The 13,218-nt window shown below is 71.6% G+C and carries 13 protein-coding genes; 4 read left to right on the top strand and 9 right to left on the bottom strand.

The genetic code is table 11. The features are described from left to right. Positions 1 to 209 precede the first annotated feature (209 nt). The 3 genes from QSK31_RS09600 to QSK31_RS09590 form a co-directional block, all read right to left on the bottom strand. Positions 210 to 737 (bottom strand): TetR/AcrR family transcriptional regulator, encoded by a 528-nt coding sequence (locus QSK31_RS09600; protein WP_285682898.1) that lies wholly within the window; start codon positions 735 to 737, stop codon positions 210 to 212. A gap of 73 nt (positions 738 to 810) precedes the next feature. Continuing rightward, positions 811 to 2,949, bottom strand: coding sequence for a YhgE/Pip domain-containing protein (locus tag QSK31_RS09595; RefSeq protein ID WP_285682896.1), 2,139 nt, complete (start codon positions 2,947 to 2,949; stop codon positions 811 to 813). After that, the gene (locus QSK31_RS09590) at positions 2,946 to 3,524 is read right to left on the bottom strand and encodes an ATP-binding cassette domain-containing protein (protein WP_285682894.1); all 579 of its coding nucleotides are present in this window, start codon (positions 3,522 to 3,524) and stop codon (positions 2,946 to 2,948) included. Before QSK31_RS09590 ends, QSK31_RS09595 begins: the two co-directional genes overlap by 4 nt. A gap of 105 nt (positions 3,525 to 3,629) precedes the next feature. On the opposite strand from QSK31_RS09590, the gene QSK31_RS09585 reads away from it, so the two are divergent. Beyond that, positions 3,630 to 4,613 (top strand): LLM class F420-dependent oxidoreductase, encoded by a 984-nt coding sequence (locus tag QSK31_RS09585; protein WP_285682892.1) that lies wholly within the window; start codon positions 3,630 to 3,632, stop codon positions 4,611 to 4,613. A gap of 78 nt (positions 4,614 to 4,691) precedes the next feature. Next, a complete protein-coding gene (locus QSK31_RS09580) occupies positions 4,692 to 5,600 on the top strand; it encodes an NAD(P)-dependent oxidoreductase (protein ID WP_285682891.1) in 909 nt (302 codons plus the stop codon). Between the two features lie 106 nt (positions 5,601 to 5,706). On the opposite strand, the gene QSK31_RS09575 is transcribed toward QSK31_RS09580, so the two are convergent. From QSK31_RS09575 to QSK31_RS09565, 3 genes are all read right to left on the bottom strand, one after another. Further along, positions 5,707 to 6,225: an ArsR/SmtB family transcription factor gene (locus QSK31_RS09575; protein ID WP_285682889.1), complete on the bottom strand. Its 519-nt coding sequence runs from the start codon at positions 6,223 to 6,225 to the stop codon at positions 5,707 to 5,709. An 18-nt stretch (positions 6,226 to 6,243) separates the two neighbouring features. Continuing rightward, on the bottom strand, positions 6,244 to 6,825 hold the full coding sequence (locus QSK31_RS09570) for a DUF998 domain-containing protein (RefSeq protein ID WP_285682888.1): 582 nt from the start codon (positions 6,823 to 6,825) through the stop codon (positions 6,244 to 6,246). A 217-nt stretch (positions 6,826 to 7,042) separates the two neighbouring features. Beyond that, positions 7,043 to 7,627: a PadR family transcriptional regulator gene (locus tag QSK31_RS09565; RefSeq protein WP_502872922.1), complete on the bottom strand. Its 585-nt coding sequence runs from the start codon at positions 7,625 to 7,627 to the stop codon at positions 7,043 to 7,045. 124 nt (positions 7,628 to 7,751) lie between these two features. Here QSK31_RS09565 and QSK31_RS09560 point away from each other — a divergent pair, with 124 nt between their 5' ends. Continuing rightward, complete coding sequence (locus QSK31_RS09560) at positions 7,752 to 8,594, top strand: GNAT family N-acetyltransferase (protein ID WP_285682885.1); 843 nt, start codon at positions 7,752 to 7,754, stop codon at positions 8,592 to 8,594. Positions 8,595 to 8,616: 22 nt separating this feature from the next. On the opposite strand, the gene ispG is transcribed toward QSK31_RS09560, so the two are convergent. Genes ispG through dxr form a run of 3 tightly spaced genes read right to left on the bottom strand, consistent with a single transcriptional unit; the run spans position 8,617 to position 12,261 of the window. Continuing rightward, positions 8,617 to 9,789 (bottom strand): flavodoxin-dependent (E)-4-hydroxy-3-methylbut-2-enyl-diphosphate synthase, encoded by a 1,173-nt coding sequence (gene ispG, locus QSK31_RS09555; RefSeq protein ID WP_285682884.1) that lies wholly within the window; start codon positions 9,787 to 9,789, stop codon positions 8,617 to 8,619. 7 nt (positions 9,790 to 9,796) lie between these two features. After that, complete coding sequence (locus QSK31_RS09550; RefSeq protein WP_285682882.1) at positions 9,797 to 11,053, bottom strand: M50 family metallopeptidase; 1,257 nt, start codon at positions 11,051 to 11,053, stop codon at positions 9,797 to 9,799. Next, positions 11,053 to 12,261: a 1-deoxy-D-xylulose-5-phosphate reductoisomerase gene (dxr, locus tag QSK31_RS09545; protein WP_285682880.1), complete on the bottom strand. Its 1,209-nt coding sequence runs from the start codon at positions 12,259 to 12,261 to the stop codon at positions 11,053 to 11,055. The genes QSK31_RS09550 and dxr overlap by 1 nt, the downstream gene beginning before the upstream one ends. On the opposite strand from dxr, the gene QSK31_RS09540 reads away from it, so the two are divergent. Continuing rightward, positions 12,251 to 13,216 (top strand): YhjD/YihY/BrkB family envelope integrity protein, encoded by a 966-nt coding sequence (locus QSK31_RS09540; RefSeq protein WP_285682878.1) that lies wholly within the window; start codon positions 12,251 to 12,253, stop codon positions 13,214 to 13,216. The genes dxr and QSK31_RS09540 overlap by 11 nt on opposite strands. Positions 13,217 to 13,218: the final 2 nt, after the last annotated feature.

The following is a 13,218-nucleotide window of genomic DNA, read 5'->3' as shown; positions in this document are numbered from 1 at the left end:
GCAGCTCCGTGCGGCCGAGCGGCCGAGCGAGCGAACGGCTCCGTGCGGGCCGGCCGAGCGAGCGGCTCCGTGCGGGCCGGCCCACAGCCCCGGATCCAGATTTGATCTTGGATCCCTCGCCGCACCGCCACCTCCCCCACCCCGGCACTGGGTGGGTCTGAAGGTAGGGCGGGGGTACGACAATTTTGAGGCGCTGTCCACAGGGGCGGTCAGCCGACGCGGCGGACGATGGCCAGCAGGGACGCCTCCACGTCCTCGATGGGGCGTTCGGGGGAGAAGACCAGCCAGTCGACGGCCACGACCAGGCCCACGCCGAACAGGGCCGAGGACGCCACGCGGACGTCCAGGTCGGCGGGCAGGTCGCCGGAGTCGACGCCGGCCTGGACGGTTTCGGCGATCACGCCGATCGCCTGTTCGCGGAGCAGGATCAGGGTCTGCTGCCACTCACGGTTGGTGCGCCACATCTCGGAGAGCAGCAGCTGGGCGAAGGCCCGGTAGCGGCGGATGTACTCCAGCTGCGCCCGGACCAGCGCGGCCACCGCCTCGCGGGGCGGGAGTCCGGCCACGGCGGTGCGGAACTCGGTGGTGAGCAGTTCGACGCCGTGGCGCAGCAGTTCCTCGAAGAGGGCTGTCTTGGAGGCGAAGTTGTAGTAGACCGTGCCCTTGGCGACCTTGGCCCGCAGCGCGATGTCGTCCACCGTGGTGGCCGAGAAGCCCCGCTCGGCGATCAGCTCCACGGCCGCCTCGTAGAGCTTCTGCCGGGTGTCGGTGCGTCTGCGGGTGCGCCCGTCGGTCGTCAGGGGGAATCCCTCAAATCACGAGTGAAGGGTGCAGCGCGGACGGGGTCAGCCGCCGGCTGCGATGAGCCACCAGCACGGTCAGGAGCAGGGCGCCCGCGCCGTAGCCCAGCAACGCCAGCGCGCCCGTCATCACGGTACCGGTCGCGCCGCCGTCGACAGCGTGGCGCAGGGCGCTCACCGCGTACGTCATGGGAAGCAGCGGGTGGATCGCCTGGAAGAACCACGGCGTGGTCTGCACCGGATAGGTGCCGCCGGAGGACGTGAGCTGCAGCATCAGCAGCACCAGGGCGGCGATCCGACCGGCCGGGCCGAGCGCGGCGCCGAGCAGCTGCATGATCGCGGCGAACGCCGTGGCGGCCAGCGCGAGCAGCGCCCACATGGCGAACGGGTGTACCGGGGCCAGGCCCAGCCCGAGGCACACCACCGCGAACAGCAGCGTCGCCTGGGCCAGCCCGACCGCCGCCGCGGGCAGCAGGCCGGCCAGCACAACACGCGGGGTGGGCGCGCCGGAGACGAGGTGGCGGCGGTTCAGCGGGCGCAGCACCATGAATGTGATCATCGCGCCGACCCAGAGGGCCAGGGCCAGGAAGTACGGGGCGAAGCCGACGCCGTAGGTGGCCGCCGGATGCCGGGTGGCGCGATCCAGGCCGACCGGGTCGCCGAGCACGTCGGAGCGTGCGGCGGCGTCGTCGTAGCCGGGGATCTTCCGCGCGCCGTCGGACAGGCCGGTGGCCAGCTTGCCCGCGCCGTCCTCCAGGTCGCCCAGCCCGGTGGCGAGTTTGCGTCCGCCCTGGTCGAGGGTGGTGAGGCCGTCGTCGAGCTCGCGTGCGCCACTGGCCAGGCGGTAGATCCCGCCGCTCAGGTCGTGTGCGCCCGCGGCGGCGCTTTTCGCGCCGGCATCGACCCGTTCGGCCCCGGCGGCGAGGTCCGACAGGCCGTCGGCGAGGGCGTCCACCTGGGTACGCGCGGCAGCAACGTCGTCGGCCAGATGCGGGGCGGCCTTGGCCACCCGGTCGGCGGTGGTGGCGAGTGTCCGCAACTGCTTCCGCAACGCGACCAGGTCGGCCCGGCGGATCGTCGACCGGACGTCCTCGGCGGTCGCGACGAGCTGCTTGGCGGTGGCCCGGGCCTGGTCGACGCCCGGGGTCTCGTCGGGCAGGCCGTTCAGGTAGTCGCTGAGTTCCTCGGCGTCGTGCACCGCATCGTCCGCCGCGTCGTCGAGCGCACCGATGTTGTCGGCCAGGGCATCCGCGCCGGTGGACACCTGGCGGGCGGCGGCACCGAGGGCGGCGGCGTTGTCACGGAGCAGCGGCTCGACCCGGTCGGCGGCGGTGTCCACGGCCGACCTGAGCTGCTTGCCGCCGGTCGCGGCCCGGGCGGTGCCGTCGGCCAGTTGCTGGGTGCCGGCCTTGAGCTGGTCCAGGCCGGCGGCCAGGTCGCCGGCGCCGGTCGCGGCTTTGCCGAGGCCGCGATCGAGCCGGCCGGCGCCGTTCTCGGCGGTGTCGAGGCCGTCGGAGAGGCGGTCCGCGCCGGTGGCGGCGTCCTGTGCGCCGTCGCGGAGCTTCCCTGCGCCGTCGGCGGCCTCCTGGGTCTGCTGCTTGAGGTCGGTGAAGCCCACCAGCATCCGGTCGAAGTAGCCGGCCGCGGCCGAGGCTGACGCGGCGGCCCGGACCTCGCTGAACGCCGTCCGGGAGAAGACCCCGGACAGGTAGTTGGTGGCGTCGTCGGTCACCACGTGCAGCTGAGCGGTCGTGGCTTCGGCGTCCTGGTCGGGGCCGGTCACCAGGTCGGCCGAGAAGTCCGCCGGGATCCGCAGCACGATGTGGAACCGGCCGTCCTCGAGCCCGCGCTCGGCGCCCCGCTCATCGGTCACGTGCCAGTCGAAGACCTGCCGCTCCTCCAGTTTGTCGGCGAGGTCCTGGCCGGCGTGCAGCACGGTGCCGTCGGTCGCGGTCGCCGGCCGGTCCTCCACCACGAGCGCCGCCGGGATGTGGTTGAGGCGGCCGTAGGGATCCCAGAACGCGTAGAGGTAGAGCGCGCCGTAGAGCAGGGGGATGACTGCGAGTACGACCAGGGCCGCGGCCGTGAGCCGTCCGCGGAAGAACCGTCGCAACTCCATCCCGGCGAGCCGGAACGCGCCGCCGCTCATGCCGCCACCCCCAGGCTGATCTCCTGGGTGACGGATCCGGTGGGTACGGAACGGGCGGTGAACAGCACGGCGAGGCCTTCGCTGGTGAGGTCGGTCAGGGCCTGGTGGAGGTGCTCGCGTTCGGCGTCGTCGAGGCCGGTGTCCGCGTCGTCCAGGGCGATGGCCGCCGGGTGTTCCATCCGCGCCAGGACCAGGCCGAGCAGGTGGCGCTGATAGGGGCTGAGCAGGTAGCCGCGCAGCGTCGGGTCGAGGCCGAGCAGGGGGACGGTGTCCAGCTCCCGGCGGCGGCGTCCGAGGAGGGCCAGGCGTTCGCGGACGTGCTCGGCCACGGTGGCGGTGGGCTCGGGATCTGTCACGCCGGCGACGTAGCCCAGCGGCGTACCCATCGCATTTTTGATCTTGCCCTCGGTGAGCTTGAAGCGACCGGCCAGGGCGAGCAACGCGGTGGTGCGGCCGCTGCCCGGAGGGCCGGTGAGCGCGACCAGATCGCCCGGCTCGACCACCGCGTCGAGGCCGCGGACGATCCACTGACGATGATGACGGACGCCCACACCCTCGGCGCGTAGCACAGACATTGACGACTCCTGATTGCACTGACTGGTCAGTATGAAAACATACTCCGGGTGAGGCGTGACGAATCAGCAGGAGACCAGGATCACCGCGCGTGGCAGGATCGGGCCATGGCGAAGCGTTGGGGCATGACCGTTCCGCTCGGCGGGATCCCGCTGTCCGACCACGCCGAGGTGTTCAAGACCCTCGTCGACGCCGGGTTCACCGACGCCTGGACGTCCGAGGTGGCGGGCGCCGACGCGTTCACCCCGCTCACCCTCGCCGCTGCCTGGGCGCCGACGCTGCGGCTCGGCACCGCCATCGCGCCCGTCTACACCCGCGGGCCCGGGCTGCTCGCGATGACCGCCGCCGCGCTCGCCGACACCGCGCCCGGCCGGTTCCAGCTCGGCATCGGCGCGTCCTCCCCGGTGGTGGTCGGCGACTGGAACTCGGTGCCGTTCACCAAGCCGGTCGCCCGCAGCCGGGACATGCTGGGTTTTCTGCGTCCGGCGCTGGCCGGGGAGATGGTCGACCAGGAGTTCGAGACCTTTTCGGTACGCCGGTTCCGGCTCGAACGTCCCCCGGCGACCCCACCCGCGGTCCTGCTGGCGGCGCTGCGCCCCGGCATGCTGCGCCTGGCCGCGGCCGAGGCCGACGGGGTGATCATGAACTGGCTGGCGGCCACCGACGTCCCCGCCACCCTGGCCGAGACCAAGGGCGCCGCCGACGACTTCGACGTGGTGGCGCGGATCTTCGTCTGCCCGACCGCCGACACCGCGTACGCCCGCAACGTGGGCCGGCGCATGATCACGTCCTACCTGAACGTGCCCGCCTACGCGGAGTTCCAGAAGTGGCTCGGCCGCGGGCCGGCGCTGGAGGGCATGTGGTCGGCGTGGGCGGCCGGCGACCGCAAGGGCGCGCTGGCGGCGATCCCCGACCAGGTGGTCGACGACCTCATCGTGCACGGCTCGCCGGCCGACTGCCGGGCCAAGGTCCAGGCGTACGCCGACCACGGCATCCGCGTGCCGGTGCAGGCCCTGATCGCGACGCCGGAGTGGGACGCCGGCCGCACCGCGGACAAACTCGCCCTGGTCGCGGCCCTCGGCCCTTCCTGATGAACCGCGAGCTCGCCGAGGCCGCGATCACGGAATTGGCTGGCGACCGCGACCGGCCCGCCGCCTAGCGTTTCGGCCATGATCGTCGCATTTCTGGGGCTCGGCGTCATGGGCGAGCCGATGGCACTCAACCTCGCCCGCGCCGGCACGCCGCTGATCGCGTGGAGCCGCCGCCCGCCGGCGAGTGCCGAGCTGCGCGCCCTGATGGCGCCCACCGCCGCCGATGCGATCGCCCGCGCCGACGTCGTACTCCTCATGCTGGCCAACGGCGACGCGATCGACGCGGTGCTCGGCCGCGGCGGCGCGGCCTTCGGGCTGGTGCGCGACAAGATCATCGTGCACATGGGTACGACCGCACCGGAGTATTCGCAAGGCCTGGCCGAGGCGGTGACCGCCGCCGGTGGCCGCTACGTGGAGGCGCCGGTCTCCGGCTCCCGCGTTCCGGCCGAGGCCGGGCAGCTGGTCGCGATGCTGGCCGGCGACCCTGCCGACGTGGCGGTGGTCCGCCCGCTGCTGGCGCCGATGGCGCGCGAGGCGGTGGAGTGCGGCCCGGTCCCGCAGGCGCTGCTCATGAAGCTGTCGGTCAACCTCTACCTGATCACCCTGGTGACCGGCCTGGCCGAGGCGTACCACTTCGCGGACCGGCACGACCTCGACCTGGACCGGCTGACCTCGGTGCTGAACGCGGGCCAGATGGCCAGCGACATCTCCCGGATCAAGACGGTGAAGCTGCGCGACCGGGAGTTCGGGGTGCAGGCCGCCGCCCGGGACGTGCACTACAACAGCGAGCTGGTCGCGGCGGCCGCCCGCCGGGCCGGGATCGCGGCGCCGCTGCTCGACGAGTGCGAGCGACTCTTCGCCGAGGCGGTCGCCCTGGGCCGGGGCGCGGAGGACATGACCGCGGTGGTGGCGGCGATAGAGGCGCGTACCGATCAGAGCAGCAACCCGAACAGGCCGACGCTGATCGCGCCCGACAGCCCGAACTGAACCCAGCGCGCCCGCCGCCCGCCGGAAGCGATCGCCGGCAGCGACTTCCAGCGCCGGATCAGGACGGTCAGCCCTGCGGCGGCGCATCCGGCCGCCGCGATCCGCCTCATCGCCGCGTGCCCATCACGAGGGCCAGCAGCGGGATCACCCGCTCGCCGGGAACCTCGTAGAGCCCGCGCGACGACGACCGCAGCCAGCCGGCGCTGACCAGCTGACGCAGGTGGTGGTAGATCTGCCCGGTCGTGCCCAGCCCTTCCTGCTCGGCCAGCTCGGCGACATTCCGGGTGCCTTCGAGTACGCGTCGCAGCAGGGTCAGCCGCACCGGATGCCCGAGCGCGGCGAGCGTGTTCGCCGGCCCTGCCCAGTCGTCGGCCAGCAGCGTCTCCACCGGCAGGGCCTGCTGCCACTCGTAGTGCTCGGACGTCGACAGGTCGACGATGCCGGTGAAGAGCACCGCCCCGCCCTCGAGGCCCGCGATCTGGGAGCGGAGCCCCTCCAGCGCCCAGAAGGTCTGCTCCTGCCGGGGAGGCGTTGCCGAGGCCGGCTCGCTCACCAGCCGCGCGGTCAGGTCGGCGACCTGCTGCTCCAAGGCCACGACGCGCTCTTCGATATTCTTATCATCCATAATTCCATTCTTACGCAACTACGAAGAAGCGTCAACTCGCAGTGCGGTCGTGAGCGCGACGCCGATCAGCCACGAGACGGCCAGGACGAGGAGGACCCGCTCGAGAATCGCCCCCAGCGCAACCCGCCCGGCAAACAACATGGTCAGACCCAGTGCCCCACCGAGCGGAACAGTGAACGCAGCGGCGACGCCGGACACCCGCCGCACCACCCGGTCCCCCGTGGTCCACCAACTGGCGACCATCGCACCGGCGAGCGCGACCATCCCCAGGATCGCCGCCGCGGCATGCACCACATCACCGACGCTGGTCACCTCGAACGGCGGCAACGGACACCCGCCCGTGCAGGGCACCGCGCCGGCCGTCCCGCAGAGCAACGCCGCGGCCAGCAGAGTCACGGCCACGACGCGGGTACGCCGGCTCAGCCCCAGGCAGGCGACCCCGATCGCCAGCGCCGCGAAGCCCGCCCGATAGACACCGGCCAGCGGCAGACCGGCGACACCGGCCTCGCTCACATATCCCCGCAACCAGGAACCGGGCGCCGCGACCAGCCCGACCAGGATGGTCAGCGCCCCGCCGAGCACCGCCACGACGGCAGCCACCGCCAAGATCCGAGCCCCGCGACCAGTTGATCGAAAATCTTCGATCGTCGGCACCGCCACCTCCCCCACCCCGTGCACTGGGTGGGCGTCAATCTAACGCGGCGATCTTGCGAATTCGCGGCTGTCCACAGGTTGCCGCCACCATCCACCGGTTAGATGCGCCACAGACAGCGCGACGGCCCGCACCAGGATCGGTGCGGGCCGTCGAACGTGCCGGTCACTCGCCGTCGGCGAGAATCGCGTACAGCCTGCGCTTGGTGTCGTTGAGCACCTCGAGCGCCTTCTGCCGCTGCTCCGGCGTGCCGTTGAAGCCGACCTGGCGCAGCGCGTCGAAGATGCCGACCGCCGCGTCGCGGAAGTCGTGCGCCTGGGACATGGTGTCCTCGCTGAACTGCGCCCACGGCGGGTTCTGCGCGGCGGTCTCGGCCTCGGGCCGGCCGTCGGCGGTGAGCCGGTAGCTCTTTCGACCGGCGGCGGCCTCGGGCTCGATCAGGCCCTCGTCCTCCAGCAGCTGGAGGGTGGGGTAGACCGAGCCGGGGCTCGGGCGCCAGATGCCGCCGGTGCGGCTCTCCAGCTCTTGGATGATCTCGTAGCCGTGCATCGGCCGCTCCAGGAGCAGCGCGAGGACGGCGGGCCGGACGTTGGGCCGGCTGCCACGCCCACCGCGCCGGCCGCCGCGGCCCTCGGGGCCGCCCCAGCCGTGGCCGCCGAACCCGGGGCCACCACCGAACGGGAAACCGGGAGGGAAGCCGAACCCACGCATGCGGGCCTCATGAAGGTGACGGAAAGCTTCGCGCCTCATGATTGTTCTCCAATCTGTCGTCGATAGTTAGACGATATATCGACGAACAGTCGGCTGCAACTGTTTCTTTTCTGGATGGGGTACGGGGCGTGTGAGCCAGGCGTCGTCTGGCAATCTGATAGCTGTGCTGACGGTGCCGATGCGCCAGCTCGGGGAGTCCGAGCGGGCGACGGTCGAGCGGATCCTCGACCGAGACCCCTACGCCGGCGCCCAGATCGCCGAGCGTGTGACGGCTCATGGGCTGAGCTGGTGGCGATCGGACGGCCGGGTCTACGGCTACGGCGGGCCGAGCCGCACCGTGGAGTCCCTGATCTGGTCCGGCGCGCACCTGGTGCCGGTCTGCGCGACCCCGTCCGCCGTGGCCGCCTTCGCCGAGTTGCTGGCCGGCGAGCCACGCATCTGCTCGTCCATCATCGGGCGCGCCGACGCGGTGCTCGACCTGTGGGACAGACTGGCCGCGCACTGGGGTCCGGCCCGCGACGTCCGCCCCAGCCAGCCCCTGCTCGTGGCGGATGCGGAGCCCGAGATCAACCCCGATCCCGATGTACGCCTGGTGCGCCACGACGAGGTCGACCTGCTGTTCCCGGCCGCCGTGGCGATGTACACCGAAGAGGTCGGCGTCTCCCCGATGCAGGACGACGGCGGCCGCGGCTACCGTCGCCGCATCGCCGAGCTGGTCCGGGCGAAACGCGCGTACGCCCGCTTCCACGACGGCCGCGTGATCTTCAAGGCCGAGCTCGCCATCGTCACCCAGCACACCGCCCAGGTGCAGGGCGTCTGGGTGGACCCGGAGTTCCGCGGCCGCGGCATGGCCGCCGCGGCGATGGCGGCGGTGACCCGCGACGCGCTACGCCGCGTGGCCCCGACGGTCAGCCTCTACGTGAACGACTACAACACCCCGGCCCGCAAGGCCTACGCCCGCTGCGGCTTCGCCCCGGCAGGCACCTTCGCCACGGTGCTGTTCTAGCCGGCCCCAGCGCCGGACAGCCTCAGTGCACCGTTACGGTCGGGCCGGGGAGCAGCTCGCGCATCTCGTCGGGGAGGTCGGCGCCCATCTGGTCGGCGAGGCGCAGCGCCTCCTCGACCAGGGTCTCGACGATGATCGACTCCGGCACCGTCTTGATGACCTGGCCCTTGACGAAGATCTGCCCCTTGCCGTTGCCGGACGCCACGCCCAGGTCGGCCTCGCGCGCCTCGCCGGGCCCGTTCACCACGCAGCCCATGACAGCCACGCGCAACGGCACCGGGAAGCCCTCGAGCGCCGCGGTGACCTGCTCGGCCAGCGTGTAGACGTCGACCTGCGCCCGCCCGCACGACGGGCAGGAGACGATCTCCAGGCCACGCTCGCGCAGCCCGAGCGACTCCAGGATCTGGTTGCCGACCTTGATCTCCTCGACCGGCGGCGCGGACAGCGACACCCGGATCGTGTCGCCGATGCCCTCGGCCAGCAGCGCGCCGAATGCCACCGCGCTCTTGATCGTGCCCTGGAACGCCGGCCCGGCCTCGGTCACGCCGAGGTGGAGCGGGTAGTCGCACTGCTCGGCCAGCAGCCGGTAGGCCCGGATCATCACGACCGGGTCATTGTGCTTGACCGAGATCTTGATGTCACGGAAGCCGTGCTCCTCGAACAGCGAGCACTCCCACAACGCCGACTCGACCAGCGCCTCGGCGGTGGCCTTGCCGTACTTCTCCAGCAGCCGCTTGTCCAGGCTGCCCGCGTTGACGCCGATCCGGATCGGGGTGCCGGCGTCGCCCGCCGCCCGCGCGATCTCCTTGACCTGGTCGTCGAACTTGCGGATGTTGCCGGGGTTGACCCGGACCGCCGCGCACCCGGCGTCGATCGCCGCGAACACGTACTTGGGCTGGAAGTGGATGTCCGCGATCACCGGGATCTGGGACTTCTTGGCGATCGCCGGGAGCGCCTCCACGTCGTCCTGGGACGGCACCGCGACCCGGACGATCTGGCAGCCGGACGCCGTGAGCTCGGCGATCTGCTGCAGCGTGGCGTTCACGTCGGAGGTCAGCGTGGTCGTCATCGACTGGACGCTGACCGGCGCTCCACCACCCACGGGCACCGAGCCGACCATGAGCTGACGGCTCTTGCGGCGCGTGGCGAGCGGCGGCGGCGGAACGGCCGGCATACCGAGACTGACTGCGGTCACTGTCACATCACCTGGAGAAGATCGAGATCGGATTGATGACGTCCGCCGTGATGGTGAGCAGGGTGAACGCCCCACCGACCAGGATGACGGCGTAGGTCAACGGCATCAACTTGAAGTAGTCGACACGCCCAGGATCGGGCTTCTTCAGCTTCGAGTAGAGCCACGAACGTGCGCGTTCGAACCATGCGATGGCGATGTGGCCGCCGTCCAGAGGCAGCAGCGGCAGCAGGTTGAAGATGCCGATGAAGATGTTCAGCGAGATGAAGATCATCAGGAACACCTGCGGCAGACCGGCGGCGATCGCCTCGCCGCCCAGGCGGCTGGCGCCGACGACGCTGATCGGGGTGTCCGGGTCGCGGGTGTCGCCGGTGATCGAGTTCCACAGGGCCGGAACCTTCTCCGGGATCCGCTTCATCGCCTCGAACGTGCCCTTGAGGATCGTCAAGCCGTACTCGCCGGTGGCCCCGAACGCGCCGGCCGGGCCGTAGGTGACCAGGCCGGGCTCGGTCGTGGTCCAGCTGATGCCGGCCACCGCGACCTGGCTGACCGTGCCGCTCGGGTCGTCCAGCGGCGGACGCTGCGCGGAGACCAGGTTGACCGTGGTGGTGGCGGCCTGCCCGTTCCGGGTGTAGCCGAACTCGACCGGGCCGGCCGGCTGCGACCGGATCGTGTCGGTCAGCTGGCCGTAGTTGGCGATCGGGGTGGTGCCGATCCGGGTGATGACGTCGTCGGTCTTGAGCCCGGCGGCGGCCGCGGGGCCCTGGAGGTCACCGTTCGTCCCCACGGCGCACGGCGTCTCGCGGAGGTTGATCTGCACGCAGTCGCCGACCTGGATCTGCGCCGGCGCCTCGCGCTGCTCGGCGGCGTCGGTCGGCAGGGCGGGGTTGGGCAGGCCGACGAAGACCGCCGCGAACCACATCGCCACCAGTGCCAGCAGGAAGTGGGTGATCGAGCCGGACGCCATCACGATCGTCCGTTTCCACACCGGGAACCGCCACATCGCGCGCGGCTGGTCGGCCGGGTCGACGTCGTCGTCCTGCGGCGTCATCCCGACGATCTTGCAGAAGCCGCCGAGCGGGATCCACTTCAACCCGTACTCGGTCTCGCCGCGCTTGAAGGAGAACACCGTCGGGCCGAACCCGACGAAGTACTTGCTGACCTTCATCCCGAACCGCTTGGCCGTGATCATGTGGCCCGCCTCGTGCAGACTCACCGAGATCAGGATGGCGAGCGCGAACGCCACCACACCCACCCAATACAGCATCAGGCTCCTTCTGCCGCAGTCGCGATCATCCGCTGCGCCTGGGCGCGCGCCCAGGCCTCCGCGGTCAGCACGTCGTCGACGGTACTCGGATCGGCAAACCCGGGCGCCGCCGCGAGCACCCGTTCCAAGGTGTCGACGATGCCCAGAAAAGGTAGCCGACCGGACACGAACGCGGCCACACACTCTTCGTTGGCCGCGTTGTAGACGGCGGGTAGCAGGTGGCCGGCCTCGCCCGCCCGCTTCGCCAGCCGGACGGCCGGGAAAGCGTCGTCGTCGAGCGGTCGGAGCTCCCAGTTGTGCGCCTCGGTCCAGTCCACCGCCGGGGCGGCCGACGGCACCCGATCGGGCCAGGCCAGCGCCAGCGCGATCGGCAGGCGCATGTCCGGCGGGCTGGCCTGGGCGAGCGTGGAGCCGTCGGTGAACTCGACCAGCGAGTGCAGCACCGACTGCGGGTGCACCATCACCTCGATGTCCGCGTACGGCACGTCGAACAGCTCGTGCGCCTCGATCACCTCGAGCCCCTTGTTCACCATGGTGGCCGAGTTGATCGTGACGACCGGGCCCATGTCCCACGTCGGGTGCTTGAGCGCGTCCTCCGGTGTGACATGCGTCAAATCGTCCCGCGTACGCCCGCGGAACGCTCCCCCGCTCGCGGTCAGCACCAGCCGGCGCACCTCGTCGCGGCGCCCGCCGCGCAGGCACTGCGCGAGCGCCGAGTGCTCGGAGTCGACCGGGACGATCTGCCCGGGCGCCGCCGCGGCCCGGACCAGCGGCCCACCGGCGACCAGCGACTCCTTGTTGGCCAGCGCGAGCGTGCGCCCGGCGCGCAGCGTGGCCAGCGTGGGCGCGAGCCCGAGGCTGCCCACCACGCCGTTGAGCACCACGTCGCAGGGCCACTCGGCCAGCTCGGTCATCGCCGTCGGCCCGGCCACGATCTTGGGCAGCCGGAAGTCGCCGCTGGCCCACCCCCGCCGCTGCGCCTCGGCGTAGAAGGCGAGCTGGAGGTCCTGCACGACCGACGAGCGCGCCACACCGACCACCTCGACGGCCAGCTCCAGGGCCTGCTGGGCGAGCATCTCCACGTTGCCGCCGCCGGCGCCGAGCGCGACCACGCGGAACCTGTCCGGGTTGCGCCGGACGATGTCGATGGCCTGAGTCCCGATCGAACCGGTCGACCCGAGCAGCACTAACTCCCGCATGGGCACCATCTTCCCGGATGACGTCGAATCGCCGAGTCACCCTGTGGACAACTGGGTATCAGGCCAGCGTGCTAACGACCTGGAAAGCGCCGGCGTGCTGACGACCCTGAAAGCAGTGTTCCGTCCGCTCCGGGGCCGGGACGTGTCGTTGCACGCCGCCGCGGTCACCTTTTTCGCCGGCGTCGCGGTGGTGCCGGCGTGCCTGCTGGCGATCTGGGTGACCGGCCTGGTGACCGGCGCCGACCGGGTGCGGCGGCTGACCGGGCACACCATCGCCGCGCTGCCCGACGCGATCGGCGCACCCCGGGCGCTGTCCGCGCTGATCGAGGCCGGCCTGCACCTGACGCCCTGGCTCGCGCTGGTCAGCCTGCTCCCGGCCACCCTGTACGGCGAGGGCCTGCGCCGCGCCTTCGTCTCGATCCGGGAGAAGGACGAGTCCCTGATCGGCTGGCGTGGCCGGATCCTCTGGCTGCCGCTGCTCGCCGCCGCGCCGGCCCTGCTCCTGGCCGCCTTCATCGCCCTGCCGGTGACCAGCGGGCTGTGGGTGCGCGGCGGCTGGTACGCGGTCGGCGGCGTGGTCCTGTCGTTCCTGGCGTGCTGGCTGGTGCTGACCCCGGTGGTGATCTGGGTCTACCGCTACCTCGCCCCCGGCCGCCCGGAGTGGCTGGCCACCGTCCTGGTCGGCTCATTCACCGCGGCCAACCTCAGCGGTTTCCTGCACGGCTTCGTGCTGTTCTGCTCGCTACCGCTGGATCTGGGAGTTCCCTTCGGTGGCTTCACCGAGATCGGTGGCATGGTCGCCGTCGGCCTCTGGCTCTACCTGTTCCACATCATCGTGCTGGTCGGGTACGGCGCCACGATCAGTGCCAGCGCTTTCCAGAAGCGGCGAGCGGAACCGGCCGAGCGGCCCGGGCGCCCACCAGTTCATGCGGCCCAGCAGGCGCATGGTGGCCGGCACGAGTAGTG

Origin of the sequence: Actinoplanes sp. NBRC 103695, from assembly GCF_030269485.1 — a bacterium.
In the GTDB taxonomy this organism is placed as follows: domain Bacteria; phylum Actinomycetota; class Actinomycetes; order Mycobacteriales; family Micromonosporaceae; genus Actinoplanes.
The sequence above is the reverse complement of the archived record's forward strand: the minus strand, read 5'-3'. Positions and strand labels throughout refer to the sequence as shown.

Bases quoted from the DNA above. Each gene is read 5' to 3' on its own strand.
- QSK31_RS09595 (WP_285682896.1), bottom strand. From the start codon at position 2,949: ATGAGCGGCGGCGCGTTCCGGCTCGCCGGGATGGAGTTGCGACGGTTC.
- QSK31_RS09590 (WP_285682894.1), bottom strand. From the start codon at position 3,524: ATGTCTGTGCTACGCGCCGAGGGTGTGGGCGTCCGTCATCATCGTCAG.
- QSK31_RS09585 (WP_285682892.1), top strand. From the start codon at position 3,630: ATGGCGAAGCGTTGGGGCATGACCGTTCCGCTCGGCGGGATCCCGCTG.
- QSK31_RS09580 (WP_285682891.1), top strand. From the start codon at position 4,692: ATGATCGTCGCATTTCTGGGGCTCGGCGTCATGGGCGAGCCGATGGCA.
- QSK31_RS09575 (WP_285682889.1), bottom strand. From the start codon at position 6,225: ATGGATGATAAGAATATCGAAGAGCGCGTCGTGGCCTTGGAGCAGCAG.
- QSK31_RS09565 (WP_502872922.1), bottom strand. From the start codon at position 7,627: ATGAGGCGCGAAGCTTTCCGTCACCTTCATGAGGCCCGCATGCGTGGG.
- QSK31_RS09550 (WP_285682882.1), bottom strand. From the start codon at position 11,053: ATGCTGTATTGGGTGGGTGTGGTGGCGTTCGCGCTCGCCATCCTGATC.
- QSK31_RS09540 (WP_285682878.1), top strand. From the start codon at position 12,251: ATGGGCACCATCTTCCCGGATGACGTCGAATCGCCGAGTCACCCTGTG.
- dxr (WP_285682880.1), bottom strand. From the start codon at position 12,261: ATGGTGCCCATGCGGGAGTTAGTGCTGCTCGGGTCGACCGGTTCGATC.